At 67.5% G+C, this 18,562-nt stretch carries 15 protein-coding genes and 1 tRNA gene; 7 read left to right on the top strand and 9 right to left on the bottom strand.

The window, feature by feature from the left end; translation table 11 throughout:
• Window positions 1-90 precede the first annotated feature (90 nt).
• Window positions 91-702 carry a DUF1415 domain-containing protein gene (locus AC3FMM_RS02750; protein WP_488686099.1) on the top strand — a complete coding sequence of 204 codons (612 nt, stop codon included), beginning with the start codon at window positions 91-93 and terminating at the stop codon, window positions 700-702.
• On the opposite strand, the gene AC3FMM_RS02745 is transcribed toward AC3FMM_RS02750, so the two are convergent.
• A complete protein-coding gene (locus AC3FMM_RS02745) occupies window positions 703-1,545 on the bottom strand; it encodes a class I SAM-dependent methyltransferase (RefSeq protein ID WP_488686098.1) in 843 nt (280 codons plus the stop codon).
• A gap of 189 nt (window positions 1,546-1,734) precedes the next feature.
• Between AC3FMM_RS02745 and AC3FMM_RS02740 the strand changes: the two genes are divergently transcribed.
• Window positions 1,735-3,348 carry a flagellar assembly protein A gene (locus AC3FMM_RS02740; protein ID WP_488686097.1) on the top strand — a complete coding sequence of 538 codons (1,614 nt, stop codon included), beginning with the start codon at window positions 1,735-1,737 and terminating at the stop codon, window positions 3,346-3,348.
• A gap of 281 nt (window positions 3,349-3,629) precedes the next feature.
• Here the strand turns inward: AC3FMM_RS02740 and AC3FMM_RS02735 are convergent, their stop codons facing one another.
• Window positions 3,630-4,742, bottom strand: a complete 1,113-nt coding sequence (locus tag AC3FMM_RS02735; RefSeq protein ID WP_240991246.1) for a CapA family protein — start codon at window positions 4,740-4,742, stop codon at window positions 3,630-3,632.
• Between the two features lie 226 nt (window positions 4,743-4,968).
• Here AC3FMM_RS02735 and AC3FMM_RS02730 point away from each other — a divergent pair, with 226 nt between their 5' ends.
• The 3 genes from AC3FMM_RS02730 to AC3FMM_RS02720 all read left to right on the top strand — a co-directional run bounded on the left by AC3FMM_RS02730 (window position 4,969) and on the right by AC3FMM_RS02720 (window position 7,727).
• Window positions 4,969-6,357: an FAD-binding oxidoreductase gene (locus AC3FMM_RS02730; RefSeq protein ID WP_488686096.1), complete on the top strand. Its 1,389-nt coding sequence runs from the start codon at window positions 4,969-4,971 to the stop codon at window positions 6,355-6,357.
• A 129-nt stretch (window positions 6,358-6,486) separates the two neighbouring features.
• Window positions 6,487-7,404, top strand: a complete 918-nt coding sequence (ppk2, locus tag AC3FMM_RS02725) for a polyphosphate kinase 2 (RefSeq protein WP_473703795.1) — start codon at window positions 6,487-6,489, stop codon at window positions 7,402-7,404.
• Window positions 7,405-7,472: 68 nt separating this feature from the next.
• Window positions 7,473-7,727: a hypothetical protein gene (locus AC3FMM_RS02720; protein ID WP_115708709.1), complete on the top strand. Its 255-nt coding sequence runs from the start codon at window positions 7,473-7,475 to the stop codon at window positions 7,725-7,727.
• Window positions 7,728-7,767: 40 nt separating this feature from the next.
• Here AC3FMM_RS02720 and AC3FMM_RS02715 read toward each other — a convergent pair.
• From AC3FMM_RS02715 to pepN, 3 genes are all read right to left on the bottom strand, one after another.
• Window positions 7,768-7,843, bottom strand: a tRNA-Thr gene (locus AC3FMM_RS02715).
• Between the two features lie 145 nt (window positions 7,844-7,988).
• Window positions 7,989-9,005, bottom strand: coding sequence for a class 1 fructose-bisphosphatase (locus AC3FMM_RS02710; protein WP_018006958.1), 1,017 nt, complete (start codon window positions 9,003-9,005; stop codon window positions 7,989-7,991).
• Window positions 9,006-9,104: 99 nt separating this feature from the next.
• Entirely contained in the window at window positions 9,105-11,816 is a 2,712-nt protein-coding gene (gene pepN, locus AC3FMM_RS02705) for an aminopeptidase N (protein WP_488686095.1), read from the bottom strand.
• Between the two features lie 274 nt (window positions 11,817-12,090).
• Between pepN and AC3FMM_RS02700 the strand changes: the two genes are divergently transcribed.
• A complete protein-coding gene (locus AC3FMM_RS02700; RefSeq protein WP_488686094.1) occupies window positions 12,091-12,738 on the top strand; it encodes a DUF4136 domain-containing protein in 648 nt (215 codons plus the stop codon).
• Window positions 12,739-13,073: 335 nt separating this feature from the next.
• Window positions 13,074-15,395, top strand: a complete 2,322-nt coding sequence (locus tag AC3FMM_RS02695; protein ID WP_115708715.1) for an NADP-dependent malic enzyme — start codon at window positions 13,074-13,076, stop codon at window positions 15,393-15,395.
• Between the two features lie 104 nt (window positions 15,396-15,499).
• On the opposite strand, the gene AC3FMM_RS02690 is transcribed toward AC3FMM_RS02695, so the two are convergent.
• The 4 genes from AC3FMM_RS02690 to puuE form a co-directional block, all read right to left on the bottom strand.
• Window positions 15,500-15,745: a hypothetical protein gene (locus AC3FMM_RS02690; RefSeq protein WP_012352285.1), complete on the bottom strand. Its 246-nt coding sequence runs from the start codon at window positions 15,743-15,745 to the stop codon at window positions 15,500-15,502.
• A gap of 227 nt (window positions 15,746-15,972) precedes the next feature.
• Complete coding sequence (locus AC3FMM_RS02685; protein WP_115708717.1) at window positions 15,973-17,040, bottom strand: porin; 1,068 nt, start codon at window positions 17,038-17,040, stop codon at window positions 15,973-15,975.
• Between the two features lie 179 nt (window positions 17,041-17,219).
• Entirely contained in the window at window positions 17,220-17,738 is a 519-nt protein-coding gene (uraD, locus tag AC3FMM_RS02680) for a 2-oxo-4-hydroxy-4-carboxy-5-ureidoimidazoline decarboxylase (RefSeq protein WP_092308361.1), read from the bottom strand.
• Window positions 17,735-18,562 (bottom strand): allantoinase PuuE (puuE, locus tag AC3FMM_RS02675; protein WP_488686093.1); only part of this gene is annotated, 828 nt, incomplete at its 5' end. The genes puuE and uraD, both read right to left, overlap by 4 nt.

Here is an 18,562-nt window from a genome sequence, read left to right as displayed (position 1 = left end):
GGCGGGGCTCGGCAGGACAGGGGGTGTTTCCGCCGCGGATTATAGAGCCTGCGGCAGCGCTAGAATGACGGTTTGCCGCACGTTGCCATCATGTCTTCCGCCACGCACTCCGCCAGCCAGCCCGATGATGCCGTCATTGCCACCACCCGCCATTGGCTGGAACGCGCGGTGATCGGGCTCAACCTGTGCCCGTTCGCCAAGAGCGTGTACGTGAAGGAGCAGGTGCGCTATGTGGTCAGCGCTGTCACCGAGGCGCCCGATGTGATGGATGACCTGGAGCGCGAACTGCGCCTGCTGGCCGATGCCGATCCGGCGCAGATCGACACCACCCTGCTGATCCTGCCGCACGCGGTGGCCGATTTCCTCGACTTCAACGACCTGCTGTACTTCGCCGAACGCCTGCTCGCCAGCCTGGGGCTGGAAGGCACGCTGCAGATCGCCAGCTTCCATCCGCACTACCAGTTTGCCGGGACCGAGCCGGACGATATCGAGAACTACACCAACCGCGCGCCGTACCCCATCCTGCACCTGCTGCGCGAGGATTCGATCGCGCGCGCGGCGGCGGCGTTTCCAGATGCGGCGGACATCTACGAGCGCAACCAGGCGGTCATGCGGCGCCTTGGCCACGAGGGCTGGCGACGCTGGATGGCGGGCGAGGCTGAACCCGGGACCGAGTCAGGTTCCGAGTCCGGGAAGCCGTAGTTACGCCACCGCTGCCGGCTCGGTGAAGAAGCGCTCGCGCAGCTCTTCCAGTCCCAGCCGCCCCAGCACCTCTTCCAGCCGCTCGGCCGGACGCCGGCGCGGCAGGTCCTTGTACTGCGCGATGATCAGCTCGTTCTTCATCGAGTGTTCCCAGCCGACCAGCTCGGTCACGCTGACCTGGTAGCCGTGCGCCTCCAGCTGCAGGCAACGCAGCACGTTGGTCACCTGGCTGCCGAACTCGCGCGTATGCAGCGGGTGGCGCCAGATCTCCGTGAGCGGATTGCCCGCCAGCAGCTTGCCCTTGTGCTTGCGCAGCACGCTTGCCACCTCGGCCTGGCAGCACGGCACCAGTACGATGTGCTGCGCGCGCTTGGCCAGCGCGAAGCGGATGGCGTCGTCGGTGGCGGTATTGCACGCATGCAGCGCGGTGACCACGTCGACGGTGGGCGGCAGCTGCGGCGAGGTGATCGAGTCCGCCACCGACAGGTTCAGGAACGACATCCCCGGAAAACCCAGCCGCGCCGCCAGCGCCTGCGAGGTCTTCACCAGTTCTTCGCGGGTTTCGATGCCATAGATGTGCGAGTCGTCCTGCAGGGCCTTGACGAACAGGTCGTACAGGATGAAGCCCAGGTACGACTTGCCGGCGCCGTGGTCTACCAGCGTGACGCGGCCGCGCGCGGCCTTGACTTCCTGCAGCAGCGGTTCGATGAACTGGAACAGGTGGTAGACCTGCTTGAGCTTGCGCCGGCTGTCCTGGTTCATCTTGCCGTCGCGGGTCAGGATATGGAGTTCCTTGAGCAGCTCGATGGACTGGCCGGGGCGGATTTCGTGGGTGTTTGACATGGAGAGGGACTGCACAGGCTGCGGGGCGCGGCGCGCCCCCGGAATGGCGACAGTTTACCGAAAAGTCGCCCGGTACTCGCCGCGGCACCGTTGTTCGCTAAAGTTCCCGGCGCTCCTGCCGTTGGTGATGAATCGATAACAAGCAGAGCGCCGGCTTGCGCCGTCGCCGCCAGACGATTCAGGGGACGCATGACGCATGAATCGGGACTGCGCCTGGAGCTTGCCGAGCCGGGCGAACAGGTGCATGCACGCTACACGCCGCAGCCGGGCCGGCTGCCGCCGGACCTGGCCACCCTGCAGCAGTGCCTGGAGGGGTTGGGCTGGTCCGGCGCGCGGCTGGATGCGCGCGCGGTGGCGCAGTTCCTGGCGCAATGCCAGCGGGCCGAGCATGAGATCGACGCCACCATCGGCGCACTGGTCGACGGCGCGTTCGAGCTCGACATCACCGCCGACGGCCTGGCGGTGCGGCTGACGCTGATGCCGCCGGAGGGCGGCCGGCCGGTCAGCGCGGACGAGATCCGCCGCGCCGTCGCGGAGCGCGGCGTGGTGGCGCCGATTCAATCCCTCGCGCTGGACGCCGCGCTGGCCGAAGGCGGCTGCGAGCTGCGCACCATTGCCGCCGGCATGGCGCCGCGGCAGGGCGAGCCGGCGCGCTTTATCAACCTGCTGGAGCCACGCAAGCCGGCGCAGCGCGACGACGATGCCGGCAAGGTGGACCTGCGCGAGCTGGGCAACCTGCTGCTGGTCAGTCCCGGCACGCCGCTGATGCGGCGCATTGCGGCGGTGCCGGGCCATGCCGGCGTCGACGTGTTCGGCCAGCCGATCGCCGCCGATCCGGTCGACGACCCGCCGTTTGCCGAGGGCCTGACCGGCGCGGCGACCGATGCGGACGACCCCGGGCTGCTGCGCGCGGTGATAGCCGGGTCGCCGGTGGTCGGGGTCTACGGCATCTCGGTCAGTCCCGTGGTGCAGGTGGAATCGGTGGACCTGCACTCCGGCAACGTGGCGTTCGATGGCACGCTGCGCGTGTCGGGCGACATCCGCACCGGCATGTCGGTCAACGTCAGCGGCGACGTGGTGGTCGAAGGCACCATCGAAGCCGCCAGCGTCGAGGCCGGCGGCAACGTCATCGTCAAGGGCGGCATTATCGGCAAGTCGGAAAGCGCCCATGCCGAAGGCGGTATCAGCCGCGCCAGCGTGCGCTGCAAGGGCGCGGTGAAGGCGCGCTTCATCGAGAATGCGGTGGTCGAGGCCGGCACCGAAGTCACCGTCGACAGCGGCATCCGCCAGAGCGATGTCGCCGCCGGCCAGCGCATCGTGGTGGGCGGCACCGGCGTGCAGGGCAGCATCAGCGGCGGCCGCAGCCGCGCCTTGCTGGCGGTGCACGCCGCGGTGCTGGGCGCGCCGGCCGGCACCGCCACCAGCATCCAGGTCGGCCTCAATCCCTATGCCGACGCCCAGCGCGCCGCGCTCGAGGCCGAGCGCCGGCGCATGCTGGAAGAGCAGAACAAGGTCAGGCAGCTGGTGGACTTCTTTGCCAAGCACCCGGAGCGCGCCGTCGGCGACCTGCGCGAAAAGGCGCGCGCGACCCTGTTCAAGCTGTCGCGCGACCTGTTCGAGCTGGAGGCGCGCCTGACCGACCTGGGGCAGCAGATGCAGCCCGCCGCCGAGGCCGTCATCGACGCCCCGCGGCGCATCCATGGCGGGGTCACGCTGCAGGTGGGCAGCCGCGTGCTCAAAGTGATGGAAGACAAGCCCGGTGGCCAGATCCGGCTGGTCGACGACCGCATCATGGTCGGCTGAAGCGTGCGCTTCGTTGATCCCGCTTTGATCCGCGGGGATTTGTACTATCCTGCAGGTATGTCCTGGGGTGCCGCAGGATGGGCGACCGAGCTAGCGTTGGGCAATGAATGCAGAAGCGGATCAGCACTCTGTGGAAGCGTTACACCGAACCGACACACGTGGCACTTGAATGAACGGGAAGGCCAGCCATCGCGCTGGCCTTTCTGTTTTTGCGCCGGCCCTTTTGCAAGTGCGGGCAAGCACCGGCAAGTACCGGAATCGTGTCAGGGTAGGCTTGCGGCTCATGCCGCCCATAGCCGCAACTCGTGCAGTCCGCTGCGCGCCACGCGTGTGCCAAGCGCGCGTCCCTGTGCTTCGAACATGGCTTGCAGCCATGCCATGTCGACTTCGCGCGCATACGCCAGCCGGAAGTGGCTGCGCCGCAAAGGCACCAGCCGCAGCTCCGCACTGCCTCCGCCAGCGAAGCTGACGAATGCCATCAGCGCCAGGTCGGGGCGGTAGCTATCGTATCCGCCAATGCCCTCGTAATCGTTGATGAAGTCGCCGCAGCCATACAGGATAGGCTTGCCGGCATGCAGCTCGATGCCGAGCGGATGGTGCGAGGAATGCCCGTGCACGATGTCGATGCCTGCATGCTCGACCACCGCGCGGGCGAAGGCGCGCTGCGCGGGGTCGATGTGGTAGCCCCAGTTCGGGCCCCAGTGGATCGACAGCACCATGACATCGCCTGGGCGCCGCAGTTGGCGCGCCTGCGCGGCAATGTGTTGCTGCGAGGCCGCGGACCAGTCGTCCAGCAGGTTCACGCCCGAGTGCCCGGCGGTGGCGCGCCACGCCGCCGGCGTGCCGGCGTTAGTCATGGCGAAGGCGAGCACCACCACGCGACCGCCGCCGGGCCGAGGCAGCACTGCGGCGCGTGCCGCGCTGGCCTCGTCGGCGCCGGCCCCGGCGTGCGCGATGTGCGCGCCGTCCAGCGCGTCCAGCGTATCGGCCAGGCCCGCGCGGCCCCAGTCCAGCACATGGTTGTTGGCGAGGACCGCGCAGTCGATGCCGGCGGCCTGCAGGCAATCGACGTTGCGCGGATGCATGCGGTAGTGCACGGACTTGCCTGGCCAGGCATCGTCGCTGGTGGTGATGGCGGTTTCCAGGTTGGCGATGCGCGGCCGCGCGGCGCGGCTTGCCAGTTCCGCCAGCGCATCGCCCCACGGATAGTCCGACCCGGCCGGGCGTGCGATCGGGCCGGCCTTGCGTTCCGCCAGGCGCACGTAGTCGAGCGCGCAATGCACGTACGATTCATGCAGCAGCGGCTGGCTGGGATGCGCCAGGATCTGGTCGATGCCGCGACCGGTCATCACGTCGCCGCACAGGAACAGGGGAGGTTGGCTGGCAGGGTCCATCGTGCAGGCGCACGGCGCGCGGGCACCGTGCCGCCGTGCCTCCATGATAGGCCGCGCGGCCACGGCTGGATCCGGGCCCCACCCGCGGAATGCGCCGCGCGCAGCGCGCATTTACATTCGCGCGGTGCCTGCCTTAAATGATGAAGTCATCGGTCCTCGTGGCCATTTTTTTGCTCCTGACGCCGCGTGTCGTCCGATGTTCACAATCAGCATCGGGAGGCAGATCATGGCCCAGCCATCGCAGGAACATATTGAAGCACTTAAGGCGCAGTTGCGCGGACGCTTGCTGCAGCCGGGCGACGGCGGCTATGACGACGCGCGCCGGATCTGGAACGCGATGATCGACCGCCATCCGCAGTGGATCGTGCAGGCCGCAGGCGCCGCCGACGTTGCAGCGGCGGTGAACTTCGCGCGCGAGCATGGGGTGCTGCTGTCGGTACGCGGCGGCGGCCACAACATCGGCGGGCTGGCGATCTGCGAGGGCGGCATGGTGCTGGACCTGTCGACGATGCGCTCGGTGCGCGTCGATCCCCCCGCGCAACGCGCGTGGGTGGAGCCGGGCGCCACGCTGCGCGACTTCGACCATGAAGCGCAGGCGCAGGGCCTGGCCACGCCGCTCGGCATCAATTCCACCACCGGCGTGGCCGGGCTGACGCTGGGCGGCGGCTTCGGCTGGCTCAGCCGCAAGTTCGGCACCACGGTCGACAACCTGGTGTCGGCGCAGGTCGTTACCGCCGACGGCAAGCTGGTGCGCGCCAGCAGCGACGAGAACGCCGATCTGTTCTGGGCGCTGCGCGGCGGTGGCGGCAACTTCGGCGTGGTGACGATGTTCGAGTTCCGCCTGCATCCGGTCGGGCCGCAGGTCTATGGCGGACTGATCGTCTATCCGCTGGAGCAGGCCGCCAGCGTGCTGCCGGCCTATCGCGAGCTGTATGAATCGATGCCCGACGAGCTGACCGTGTGGGTGGTGCTGCGCCAGGCGCCGCCGCTGCCGTTCCTGCCGCCCGAGGCGCACGGCAAGCCGGTCGCGGCGCTGGCGATCTGCTATATCGGTCCCCCGGACCAGGGGCCGCAACTGGTGGAGCCGCTGCGCCAACTTGGCACCCCGTATGGCGAGCACCTGGGGCCGATGCCGCTCACCGCGTGGCAGCAGGCTTTCGATCCGCTGCTGACGCCGGGTGCGCGCAACTACTGGAAGTCGCATAACTTCGCCGGGCTGGACGACGGGCTGATCGCGATGCTGATCGAGCAGATCGGCAAGCTGCCGTCGCCGCAATGCGAGGTCTTTATCGGCGCCATGGGCGGGCAGACCAACCGCGTCGCGCCCGACGCCACCGCCTACGCCAACCGCGATGCCAAATTCATCATGAACCTGCACGGGCGCTGGGACAGTCCCGCGGACGACGACCGCTGCATCGGCTGGGCGCGCGAGGTGTTCCGCGCGGCCGCGCCGTTCGCGCTCGGCAGCGTCTATGTCAACTTCCTCACGCAGGAGGAGGTGGACCGCGTCGGCGCTGCCTATGGGCCGAACTACGAGCGGCTGGTGGCAGTGAAGCGGCGCTACGATCCCGACAACCTGTTCCGCCATAACCACAACATCAATCCCGCGGGCTGAAAGGCGGCGTATCGCGTGGCGGGCCGCATGGGGCAGGGGGCAGGGCCGCCTGCTCCGCCTTCACGCGGCTGCAATACGGCCATGCCAGCATCGCCGCGACCGCGTTGTATCCACAGGGAGAGCAAGCAGATGAGACCGGGTGAAGCAGAGCTGGTGCGGCGCATCCACAACGAGGTGGCCGACTACTACGACGAAGAGATCGAACTGGAACTGGACGATCGCGAGGCCAGCGAGGCCTTTGGCGATCCCGTGCACCTGGACGATCAGGCCGAGCAGGACAGCCGCCGGCGCTATTTCCGCGAGCTGTTCCGGCTGCAGGGCGAACTGGTGCGGCTGCAGAGCTGGGTGGCCGCCACCGGGCACAAGGTCGTGATCCTGTTCGAGGGGCGCGACGCCGCCGGCAAGGGCGGCGTGATCAAGCGCATCACCCAGCGGCTGAACCCGCGGGTCTGCCGCGTGGCCGCGCTGCCCGCGCCCAACGACCGCGAACGCACCCAGTGGTATTTCCAGCGCTACGTCGCGCACCTGCCCGCCGCCGGCGAGATCGTGCTGTTCGACCGCAGCTGGTATAACCGCGCCGGCGTCGAGCGCGTGATGGGCTTCTGTACCGACGACCAGTACGAAGAGTTCTTCCGCTCCGTGCCCGAATTCGAAAAGATGCTGGTGCGTTCCGGCATCCAGGTAATCAAGTACTGGTTCTCGATCACGCATGACGAGCAGCGCCTGCGCTTTCTCAGCCGCATCCATGATCCGCTCAAGCAGTGGAAGCTCAGCCCGATGGACCTGGAATCGCAGCGTCGCTGGGAAGACTACACGCGGGCCAAGGAGATCATGCTCGAGCGCACCCACATCGCCGAGGCGCCGTGGTGGGTGGTGCAGGCCGACTACAAGAAGCGCGCGCGGCTGAACTGCATCCATCACCTGCTGAGCCTGGTGCCGTATGCCGAAGTCGAGTCTCCCACGGTGGTGCTGCCCGGCCGTGAACGCCACGAGGATTACGTGCGCCAGCCGGTGCCGAAGGAGATGATCGTGCCGGAGGTGTACTGAGCGGCGCAGCGCGCCTAGGGTATCCACGGGGTGCGCCATCGGCCCCATGCCGGAGGCGGCTACCTATAATGAAAGCGGCCACCCCGACATCCGCGGCGGCCGTGATCGTGGAACTGCTAGCTTTCTGGGCGGCCATGCTTGCCGCCTATCTCCTGATGAAGCGTGCCGGCTGCTTCAGCCAGCCGGTGCTCTATCCCGATCTGGAACACCCCTTGCGCTACTGGTGGGCGCAACGGCTGGGGCGCCAGCCGGCGCCATTGCCGCCACCTGATCCGCCCCCATCATCGCCGGAACGCGCGCAACAAAAAACCCGGAGAGCGTGACGCTGTCCGGGTTTGCGCGGGCTGGGCCCTGGAATTCTGGTGGTGCCGAAGAGAGGAATCGAACCCCCGACCTTCTCATTACGAATGAGCTGCTCTACCGACTGAGCTACTTCGGCAACATGTTCCGGCGATCTGGAACAGCCCGCAATAGTAGCAGCGTTTTCCGGCCTTGTGAAGCCCTTTTGTGTCGCCGGTGCCATCCGGCGCCGGCACGAAAAACGGGGCGCGGCGCGCCCCGTTTCAGGCTGGCCGTGGCCGGAATCAGGCCTTGGCTTGCGCTTCCTGGTGGTAGCGCGTGACGCGCTCCACCTCGTTCTTCGAGCCCAGGATCACCGAGACGCGCTGGTGCAGTTTGGTCGGCTGCACGTCGAGGATGCGCTGCTCGCCGTTGGTGGCGGCGCCGCCGGCCTGCTCGACCAGCATCGCCATCGGGTTGGCTTCGTACATCAGCCGCAGCTTGCCGGGCTTTTCCGGCTCGCGCTTGTCCCACGGGTACATGAAGATGCCGCCGCGGGTCAGGATGCGGTGCACGTCGGCGACCATCGAGGCCACCCAGCGCATGTTGAAGTTCTTGCCGCGCGGGCCTTCGTCGCCAGCCAGGCACTCGTCGATGTACTTGCGCACCGGCGGGGCCCAGTGGCGCATGTTCGACATGTTGATGGCGAATTCCTTGGTATCTTCCGGGATCGTGACGTTGGACTGGGTCAGCACGAAGCTGCCGGCCTCGCGGTCCAGCGTGAACATGTGCACGCCGTTGCCGACCGTCAGCACCAGCGTGGTCTGCGGGCCGTACACGGCGTAGCCGGCCGCGACCTGGTGCGTGCCGGGCTGCAGGAAGTCGGCTTCGGTCACGGTCTGGCCGGGCTTGGGCATGTGCAGCACCGAGAAGATGGTGCCGATGGAGACGTTGACGTCGATGTTCGACGAGCCGTCGAGCGGGTCGAACATCAGCAGGTATTCGCCCTTCGGGTAGCGGTTGGGAATCTCGTAGAACGATTCCATTTCTTCCGACGCCATCGCGGCCAGGTGGCCGCCCCATTCGTTGGCGTCGAGCAGCACTTCATTGGCGATCACGTCCAGCTTCTGCTGGGTTTCGCCCTGGACGTTGCCGGTGCCGGCCGAGCCCAGCACGCCGGCGAGGGCGCCCTTGCTGACGGCGTTGGAAATGGCCTTGCAGGCTCGCGCGACCACTTCGATCAGCAGCCGCAGTTCGGGCTGGATCGTGTTGTGCTTGCGCTGTTCCTCGACCAGGTAGCGGGTCAGGCTGATGCGAGTCATGGTTGGTTCTCCTTGGATGGCCGCAATTCTACATGCCCGGCCGCGCGGGGCCGGGCATCGGGGGCGTGGGCCGGGCTGCCTGTCCCGTCTCCGGCGCGCTCAGCCGGCCAGCGCCTTGCCAACGATCTCGCGCACGTCGCGCGACAGCGTGCTGCAGGCGGCGACGCGTTCCAGCTCGGCGCGCATGCGGTCGCGCAACGCCAGTTCGTATTTCTGCCAGCGGTCCATCACCCGCGCCAGGCGCGCCGCCACCTGCGGGTTGATGGCGTCCAGCGCCAGCACCTGGTCGGCCCAGAAGCGGTAGCCCGAGCCATCCTCGGCGTGGAACTGCGCGGGGTTGCCGGAGCAGAAGCTGAAGATCAGCGAGCGCGCGCGGTTGGGGTTGCGCAGGTTGAAGGCGGGATGCTCCATCAGCGCGCGCACGGTGTCGATGGTGCGCTTGCCGGCGTGCGGGCCACCGGCCTGCGGGCCGACGCTGCCGCGCTGCATGCCCTGCAGCGAGAACCACTTGTCGATCACCAGCGGGTCGTCTTCGAAGCGCTGGTAGAAGTCCGCCAGCGCGTGCTCGCGGCCGGGGGCGAAGCTGTTGACCAGCGCCGACAGCGCGGCGAAGCGGTCGGTCATGTTGTCGGCGTGCTGGTACTGCTGGTCGGCCAGCGCCTGCATCGCGGCGTCGCCGCTGTCGGCCAGGTAGCCGAGCGCGAGGTTGCGCAGCGCGCGCTTCGCCGCCGAGGCGGCATCGGGCGAATACGGGCCCGGCGTGGCATTGGCTTCATAGGCGGCCAGCCAGTCGGCCTGCAGCGCGCGCGCCAGGCCTTCGCGCATGAACTGGCGCGCGCGGTGGATGGCGGCGGGATCGGCCACGCCCATGCGCTCGGCCAGGTAGGCCTCTGCCGGCAGCACCAGGGCCTGCTCGCGGAAGGCGGGGTTGAGCGTGTCGTCGGTCAGCACCGCGCGCATGGCGCGCACCAGCGCGGGATCGAGCGTGAGCTCGCGCCCGGCCTGCACGTCGGCCACCAGCTGCAGCAGCGCGCGCGTGGCCAGGCGCTGGCCGGCTTCCCAGCGGTTGAAGGCGTCGCTGTCGTGCGACAGCTGGAAGGTCAGCTGCGCGTCGGTGTACTCGGCATCGACGATCACCGGCGCGGAAAAATTGCGCAGCAGCGACGGCAGCGGGGCCTGCGCGCCGCGCGGCAGGTTGATGAAGCGGAAGCTCTGCTCGGCCTGCGTGAAGTCGAGCACGCGCGTGGTGCCGGCGGGCGCGCTCTCGCCCTCGAGCTGCAGCGGCAGGTCGTTGCCGTCCGCGCCCAGCAGGCCGAGCGCGAACGGGATATGGAACGGCTGCTTGTCGGGCGTGCCGGCGCGGGTCTCGATGCCGACCTTGGGGCAGCGTTGCGTCAGCGTCAGCGTCAGGATGCCATCGTCGCCGTTCCACGCGGTGCGTGCGGTCACCACCGGCGTGCCGGCCTGGCTGTACCACAGCCCGAACTGGGTCAGGTCGCGGCCGTTGGCATCGGCCATGGCGGCGCGGAAGTCGTCGCAGGTCACGGCCTGGCCGTCGTGGCGCTGGAAGTACAGGTCCATGCCCTTGCGGAAGCCTTCGCGGCCGAGCAGGGTCTGGTACATGCGCACGACCTCGGCGCCTTTCTCGTACACCGTGACCGTGTAGAAGTTGTTGATCTCTTCGTAGCTGTCGGGGCGCACCGGATGCGCCATCGGGCCGGCGTCCTCGGGGAACTGCACCTGGCGCAGCACGCGCACGTCCTCGATGCGCTTGACCGCGCGGCCCGATTCCGAACCCATCATGTCGGCCGAGAACTCCTGGTCGCGGAACACCGTCAGGCCTTCCTTCAGCGACAGCTGGAACCAGTCGCGGCAGGTCACGCGGTTGCCGGTCCAGTTGTGGAAGTACTCGTGGCCGACCACCGCCTCGATATTGGCGAAGTCGGTATCGGTGGCGGTCTGCGCGTTGGCCAGCACATACTTGGTGTTGAAGATGTTCAGGCCCTTGTTTTCCATCGCGCCCATGTTGAAGTCGCCCACGGCGACGATCATGAAGCGCTCCAGGTCCAGTTCCAGCCCGAAGCGCTGCTCGTCCCAGCGGATCGAATGGACCAGCGAATCCATCGCATGGCGGGTCTTGTCGAGGTCGCGCGGCTCGACCCACACCTGCAGCAGCTTGTCCTTGCCGGAGGCGGACCGGATCCGTTGCTCGATGCATTCGAGCTTGCCCGCGACCAGCGCGAACAGGTACGACGGCTTGGGGAACGGGTCTTCCCACACGGCTTCGTGGCGGCCATCGGGCAGTTCGCGCTGGCTCACCAGGTTGCCGTTGGACAGCAGCACCGGATAGGCGGCGCGGTCGGCGCGCAGCGTGACGCGGTAGGTCGCCATCACGTCGGGGCGGTCGAGGAAATAGGTGATGCGGCGGAAGCCCTCGGCCTCGCACTGGGTGAAGAAGTTGCCGTTGGACACATAGAGCCCCGACAGCGTGGTGTTGGCCGCGGGCTGGCAGGCGGTGGTGATTTCCAGCGTGCCCTGCGCCGGCAGGCCGGGCAGCGTCAGCGTGCCGCCGTCCTGGGTGGCGTTGGCCACCGGTTTGCCGTCCAGGCTGACGCCGATCAGTTCGAGTTCTTCGCCGGCCAGCACCAGCGGCGCGTCCGGCGCGCCCGCCGTGCGCGCGAAGCGCAGCGTGCTGGTGACCACGGTGCGCTGGGGATCGAGTTCCAGCACCAGTGCAGCGTGGTCGATGGCGAACGGTGGCGGGGTATAGTCCTTGCGATAGACGGTAACGGGCGTGTCGGTGCGCAGCATGGAAGGATCCTGTCTTCGGAAGACCGTTAGGAAAAGGGGGGCGGCCACGCGCGTGCAAGCAAAGCATGGCGCTGAAGTCCTCATTGTAGCCAAGGGGTCGGGGCGCGGTCTGGCGGGCGCCGCACCAAGCGGTGCCGGGAATTCCCCGGCGCCGGCGTGGTCTCAGAGACACGCAGGGTTTCAGTAGACAGAAGAGCGAGGTAGCACTATGTGGCAGCGCGCAGGCGGTGTCGGCAATCAAGGGGCAGCGGGCCGGTGGCCCGGGCTGCGCAGGATGCGGGGCGCGCTGGCGCTGCTGACGGCGCTGCTGCTGACGGGGTGCGCCAGCACCGTGACCACCGATGTCACGTCGTTCCGCCAGCCCGGCTGGCAGAACGACGCGCCGCGCACCTACAGTTTCGAGCATAGCGCCGAGCAGGCGGCCCAGCTCGACCGGCAGACCTATGAGCAGTGGCTGGCGGCCGCGCTGGCGGGCGTCGGCTTCGAGCAGGTCCCGGCCCGGCAGGCGCGCTACCTGGTCAGCATGGATTACGACTCGGTGCCGGGGCTGGTGCGCGTGGCCGAGACGGCCTATCCGGATCCGTGGTACGGCCCGTGGGGCCCGTACTGGGGCCCGTACTGGGGACCGGGCTACTACCGGCCATGGGGTCCCTGGGGGCCATGGGGCCCGTGGGGGCCGGGCTACTGGCCGCCGCAGACGGTGGTGCGCGACGTGCCGGTGACGTTCTCGAGCCTGCGGGTGTATTTCAAGGATGCGGCCAGCGGCAAGCGGGTCTGGCAGGTCACCGCGCAGAACCAGGCCGAGAACAGTAGCCTGCCGGCGATGATGCCCTACCTGATCCGCAGTGCCTTCACCGACTTCCCGTCCGACAGCGGCCGTCCGCGTCGCGTGACGCTGGAGGTGGGGAAGGACGCCCACTAGGGCGGCCGCCGTCAGTTACCACCCGCCCTCGCAGGCCGCGCAGCGCCATGCGTGCGGATGCATGCAGGAGCATGCTTCTGCACCGCCATTGCATACCCAATGGTAAAAGCTGTTTAACGGCCAGAATCCGCGCAAAATGCGGCCTGCGGGCGTGCCGCGGTGGTACTTTGCACGGGCGCGTGGGCTAGAATAGCTGCTCGATTTTTCCGGCCTGGCTGCCGGAGTCGTCAGTTTCGCTGCCAGAGCTTGTCCTTCGCTGCCGGCTTGTCGCTTGAGCCGGCCGAACCATGGCGGGAGAGGGGCGCTTCGGTCCGGGCCATTTTCCGGACGAGCCAATGAGCAGCAAGAACGGCGGTGATGCACCGCAACATGCCCCGAACAGTCCTGAAGCGCAGCTGCGCCTCGCCGCGCTGGAATACCACCGCAGCCCGACCAAGGGCAAGATCCAGGTCACCGCGACCAAGGCGCTGTCCAACCAGCGCGACCTGTCGCTGGCCTATTCGCCGGGCGTAGCGTACGCCTGCGAGGAAATCGCCAAGGATCCCGCCACCGCCGCCGAGTACACCTCGCGCGCCAACCTGGTGGCCGTGGTCACCAACGGCACCGCCGTGCTGGGCCTGGGCGACATCGGCCCGCTCGCCGGCAAGCCGGTGATGGAGGGCAAGGGCTGCCTGTTCAAGAAGTTCGCCGGCATCGACGTATTCGACATCGAGCTCGATGCGCGCGACCCGGACCAGATCGTCGAGATCGTCGCCGCGCTGGAGCCCACGCTGGGCGGCGTCAACCTGGAAGACATCAAGGCGCCCGAGTGCTTCTACATCGAGCAGAAGCTGCGCGAGCGCATGAACATCCCCGTCTTCCATGACGACCAGCACGGCACCGCGATCATCTCGGCGGCGGCGCTGCTGAACGGCCTGAAGGTGGTCGGCAAGGATATCGCCAAGGTCAGGATGGCGGTATCGGGCGCCGGCGCGGCCGCGATCGCCTGCCTCGACACCATGGTCAGCCTCGGCGTGAAGCGCGAGAACGTCTCGGTGGTCGATTCCAAGGGCGTGATCTATGTCGGCCGCGACGCCAACATGGAAGCCAACAAGGCCCGCTACGCGCAGGACACCTCGGCGCGCACGCTGGCCGACATCGTCAACGGCGCCGACGTCTTCCTGGGCTGCTCGACCGCCGGCGTGCTGACCGCCGAGATGGTCAAGACCATGGCCGAGCGGCCCATCATCCTGGCGCTGGCCAACCCCGAGCCCGAGATCCGCCCGGAAGTGGCCAAGGCCGCGCGCCCGGACTGCATCATCGCCACCGGCCGTTCGGACTACCCGAACCAGGTCAACAACGTGCTGTGCTTCCCGTACATCTTCCGCGGCGCGCTCGATTGCGGCGCCACCAAGATCACGGAAGCGATGAAGCTGGCCTGCGTCAAGGCTATCGCCGAGCTGGCCGAGGCCGAGCTCAACGACGCCGTGGCCGCGGCCTACGGCGGCCGCGAGCTGAAGTTCGGCCCCGACTACATCATCCCGACGCCGTTCGACCAGCGCCTGATCGAGAAGATCGCGCCGGCGGTGGCCAAGGCGGCCGAAGAGTCGGGCGTGGCCACGCGCCCGATCAAGGACCTGGAAGCCTATCGCCAGCAGCTGTCGACCTACGTCTACCACACCGGCCTGATCATGAAGCCGGTGTTCTCGGCCGCCAAGGCCGCGCCCAAGCGCGTGGCCTATGCCGAGGGCGAGGAAGAGCGCGTGCTGCGCGCGGTGCAGTCGGTGGTCGACGAAGGCCTGGCACGCCCGATCCTGATCGGCCGCCCCCACGTGATCCAGATGCGCATCGACAAGGCCGGCCTGCGCCTGAAGCCGGGCGTGGACTTCGAGCTGATCAACCCCGAGGACGACCCGCGCTACCGCGCCTACCACGAGGCCTACCACGCGCTGCGCGGCCGCGACGGCGTGACCCCGGACATGGCCAAGGTGGCGCTGCGCCGCTCCAACACGCTGATCGGCACCATGCTGATGCACATGGGCGACGCCGACGCGCTGCTGTGCGGTACGGTCGGCCGCTTCGAGGCGCACCTCGAGCACGTGCGCGACGTGATTGGCCTGGCGCCGGGCGCGCATGTGTTCGCGGCGATGAACGCGCTGATGCTGGAGAAGTACACGCTGTTCATCACCGACACCTTCGTCAACGACGACCCCAGCGCGGAACAGCTGGCGGCCATCACCCAGCTGGCTGCGGAAGAAATCGCGCGCTTCGGCCTGCAGCCCAAGGTGGCGCTGATGTCGCACTCGATGTTCGGCTCGTCGACGCGCCCGTCGGCGCGCAAGATGCGCGAGGCCGCGCAGATCCTCGCGCGCGAGGCGCCGCACCTGGAGGTGGAAGGCGAGATGCAGGGCGATGCCGCGCTGGTCGAGGACGTGCGCCGCCACTTCCTGCCGTCGACCAAGCTGGCCGGCAGCGCCAACCTGCTGGTGATGCCGACGCTGGACGCCGCCAACATTGCCTTCAACCTGCTCAAGATCACGGGCGGGCAGGGCGTGACGGTGGGCCCGATCCTGCTGGGCGCGGCCAAGCCGGTGCACATCCTCAACCCGCAGGCCACCACGCGCCGGATCGTCAATATGACGGCCGTCGCCGTGGCCGAGTGCAACGCGGTGCGCTGATCCGACGCGAAGCCTTCGCCATGCAAAAGGCCGGGTCCATGACCCGGCCTTTTTGTTTGTTGCCCCGCCGCATCCGTGCGGCCAGGGACGGTTTGGGGTGATGGCTATTGCAGCACGTTGTACTGCTCGCGCATGACCACGATGATCGATTTTGCCGCCGCGAGCTGGTGGCCCAGGTTGTCGACGGACTCCTGCGGGAAATCGACTTCCGCGCTCCAGTTGCAACCGGTATGGTCAGGCTGGTGCATTCGCACCGCGTGCAGCTCGCATTCGCCGCACTCGGGGTTGTTGTCGAGGCACTGGTTCAGGATGGCCATCAGTTCCGAACGGGTCTTCGCGTATCGCCGCATGTGTCACCTCGCTGTCATGGTTTTTGAGGCCTGGAACACCAATCTAGGAAGCGCGCCGGGGCCAATCCAATTGAATCCGCCTATGGAGCGGCAGTTTCTCATGTGGCACTGCGTGGCGCAGTGCAGCATTGCGCGGCAACGGTGGGTGCCGCGCGCGCCGCCCGCGCACGATAAAAAAAGCCCGCCGAAAGGCGGGCTCCAGTGCTGCCGGTGACGCGCTCAGCGCATCAGAACTTGTGGCGCACGCCCACGCCGAAGGTGTCGCCGTGCTCGATGCCGGTGATCTTGTCGTAGTAGTAGGCGGCGTACACGTCGGTGCGCTTGGACAGGTTGTAGTCGTAGGCGACGGCAAAGGTATTGCGCTTGAAGTCGCCCAGCGAGTTGTCGACCTTGCCATAGGCATACGAAGCCAGCAGGTTGCCGGCGCCGATGGGCACCGATGCGCCGAACTGGCCGTCGATGTGCTTGATGTCGCCGGACGGCGCGGTGGTGGCGCGGGTCTTGATGTACTGGCCCTGCGCGAACAGCTTGACCACCTTGAAGTCATAGGACAGGCCGATCTGTGCGGCGTCCTGGCGCGACAGGCCGAGGTCGGACATGTCGGTCGGCACGTTGTTGAAGCGCACCTGCTGGTAGGCCACGGTCGCGGCGAACGGGCCGTTGAAGTACAGGACGTTGCCGCCGAACTTCTGCTTGCCCGCGGCGCCCGGCTGCTCGCCGAAGCCGTAGATGAAGTTGGCGCTCAGGCCGCCAAAGTTTGGCGTGCTGTACACCACGGAGTTGTTCCAGCCCGAGTCGCCGATGATGCCGGGATCGGCGACGGCGCCGCTGACCGCGCCGAAGTAGGTGTGGAAGATCGTCGGCGAGAACACGTACGAGTCGACCAGCGGGTTGAACAGGATGGTCGAAATGAAGTACGGCGTGGTGTTGCGGCCCAGCTTGATGGTGCCGGCCTTGTCGTTCTGCAGGCCGACATAGGCATTGCGGCTGAACATCGAGTCGCCGTTGAAGCGGCCGCTGTTGCCGCTGTCGGTACGGAAGAAGCCGTTCAGGTCGAAGATGGCCTTGGTGCCGCCGCCCAGGTCTTCGGTGCCCTTGATGCCCCAGTAAGACGTCTGCATCCCGCCCGAATTGGCCACCCATGCGCGTTCGCCCGAGCCCGGGCTCTTCACGGCGCCGACGAACATGTCAGCCTGGCCGTACAGCGTGACGCTGGACTGGGCCATGGCCGCGCCGGAAAAAAGGGTAGCCGCTACCGCCGCCAGCTTGAGCGCCGGCTTGTACTGCTTCTGCATTGTTAGACCTCCGTGGTTTTGATCCTGCTTGGAACGTTGTGTACTGGGTCCCTGACGGGTTCTTGTAATGTCTTTGTGCTTTTATTCGTGCCGCCTGGCGTGGGCTCGGTGTGGTGTTGCATTGGGTGCCGGCGGCATCGGGGTACAGCGTTTTTGTTATACAGGTGACGCTTTTTTTCTCAGGCGGATACTAAGTCGTCGAGGCGGAACTGTGCAATGCGATGGATCTGGTTGATGCAAGTTTGCAACTCTTGCTGCGGCGTGTTTTCAATGCGGCGCGCGAACTCCGCGATGATGCCGTGGCGGTCGTAGCCGCGCACCGCCAGGATGAACGGGAAGCCGAATTTCTGGTTGTACGCCGCGTTGAGCGACTGCAGGCGGTCGAACTCCTCGGGCGTGCACTGGTTCAGGCCGGCGCCGCTCTGCTCGCGCGTCGACTCGGCGGTCAGCTCGCCGCGCACGGCGGCCTTGCCGGCCAGTTCCGGGTGGGCGCGCACCAGCTTCAGCTGCGCCGCTTCGCCGGCTTCATCGACGGCCTGGCGCAGCGCCTGCGCCAGCGCGGCGCCATCGGCAAAGGGCCGTTGCGCGGCGGCGGTCTCGGCAAACCACGGCGAATGTTCGTAGATGCCGCCCAGCACCTGCACGAATTCGGCGACCGGCATGGTGTTGAGTTGGGCGATGGTGTAGGTCTGGCTCATGCTTGATTCCGGGGAGTGTAGGGGTGGGTGGCGGCCCAGTGCCGGGCGATATCGACACGGCGGCAGATCCACACCTTGTCGTGTCCCTGCACGTAATCGAGGAAGCGCTGCAGCGCGCGGAAGCGGCCCGGGCGGCCGAGCAGGCGGCAGTGCATGCCGACCGACAGCATCTTGGGGCTGTCCTGTCCCGCGGGATCGCCTTCTTCATACAGCACGTCGAACGCATCCTTGAGGTACTGGAAGAACTGCTCGCCGGTATTGAAGCCCTGCGGCGTGGCGAAGCGCATGTCGTTCGAATCCAGCGTGTACGGCACCACCAGGTGCGGCTTCTTCTCGCCGCCGCTGACTTCGACCTCGGTCCAGAACGGCAGGTCGTCGCCGTAGTAATCCGAGTCGTACAGGAAACCGCCGTGCTCAACGACGAGGCGGCGCGTGTTGGGGCTGTCGCGGCCGGTGTACCAGCCCAGCGGCAGCGCGCCGGTCAGGTCCTTGATGATCTGCATGCCGATGCGCATGTGCTCGCGCTCGGTGGCTTCGTCGATGTTCTGGTAGTGGATCCAGCGCCAGCCGTGGCAGGCGATCTCGTGGCCCAGCTCGACGAAGGCGCGGGTCAGTTCGGGATGGCGCTGCAGCGCCATCGACACGCCGAAGATGGTCAGCGGCAGGCCGCGCTTTTCGAACTCGCGCAGGATGCGCCAGACGCCGGCGCGCGAGCCGTATTCGTAGATGCCCTCCATGCTCATGTGGCGGTCCGGGTAGGCCGCGGCGCCGACGATCTCGGAGAGGAACTGCTCGGAAGCGGCGTCGCCGTGCAGCACGCAGTT

Source organism: Cupriavidus sp. 207A1, from assembly GCF_057798955.1.
The sequence above is the reverse complement of the archived record's forward strand: the minus strand, read 5'-3'. Positions and strand labels throughout refer to the sequence as shown.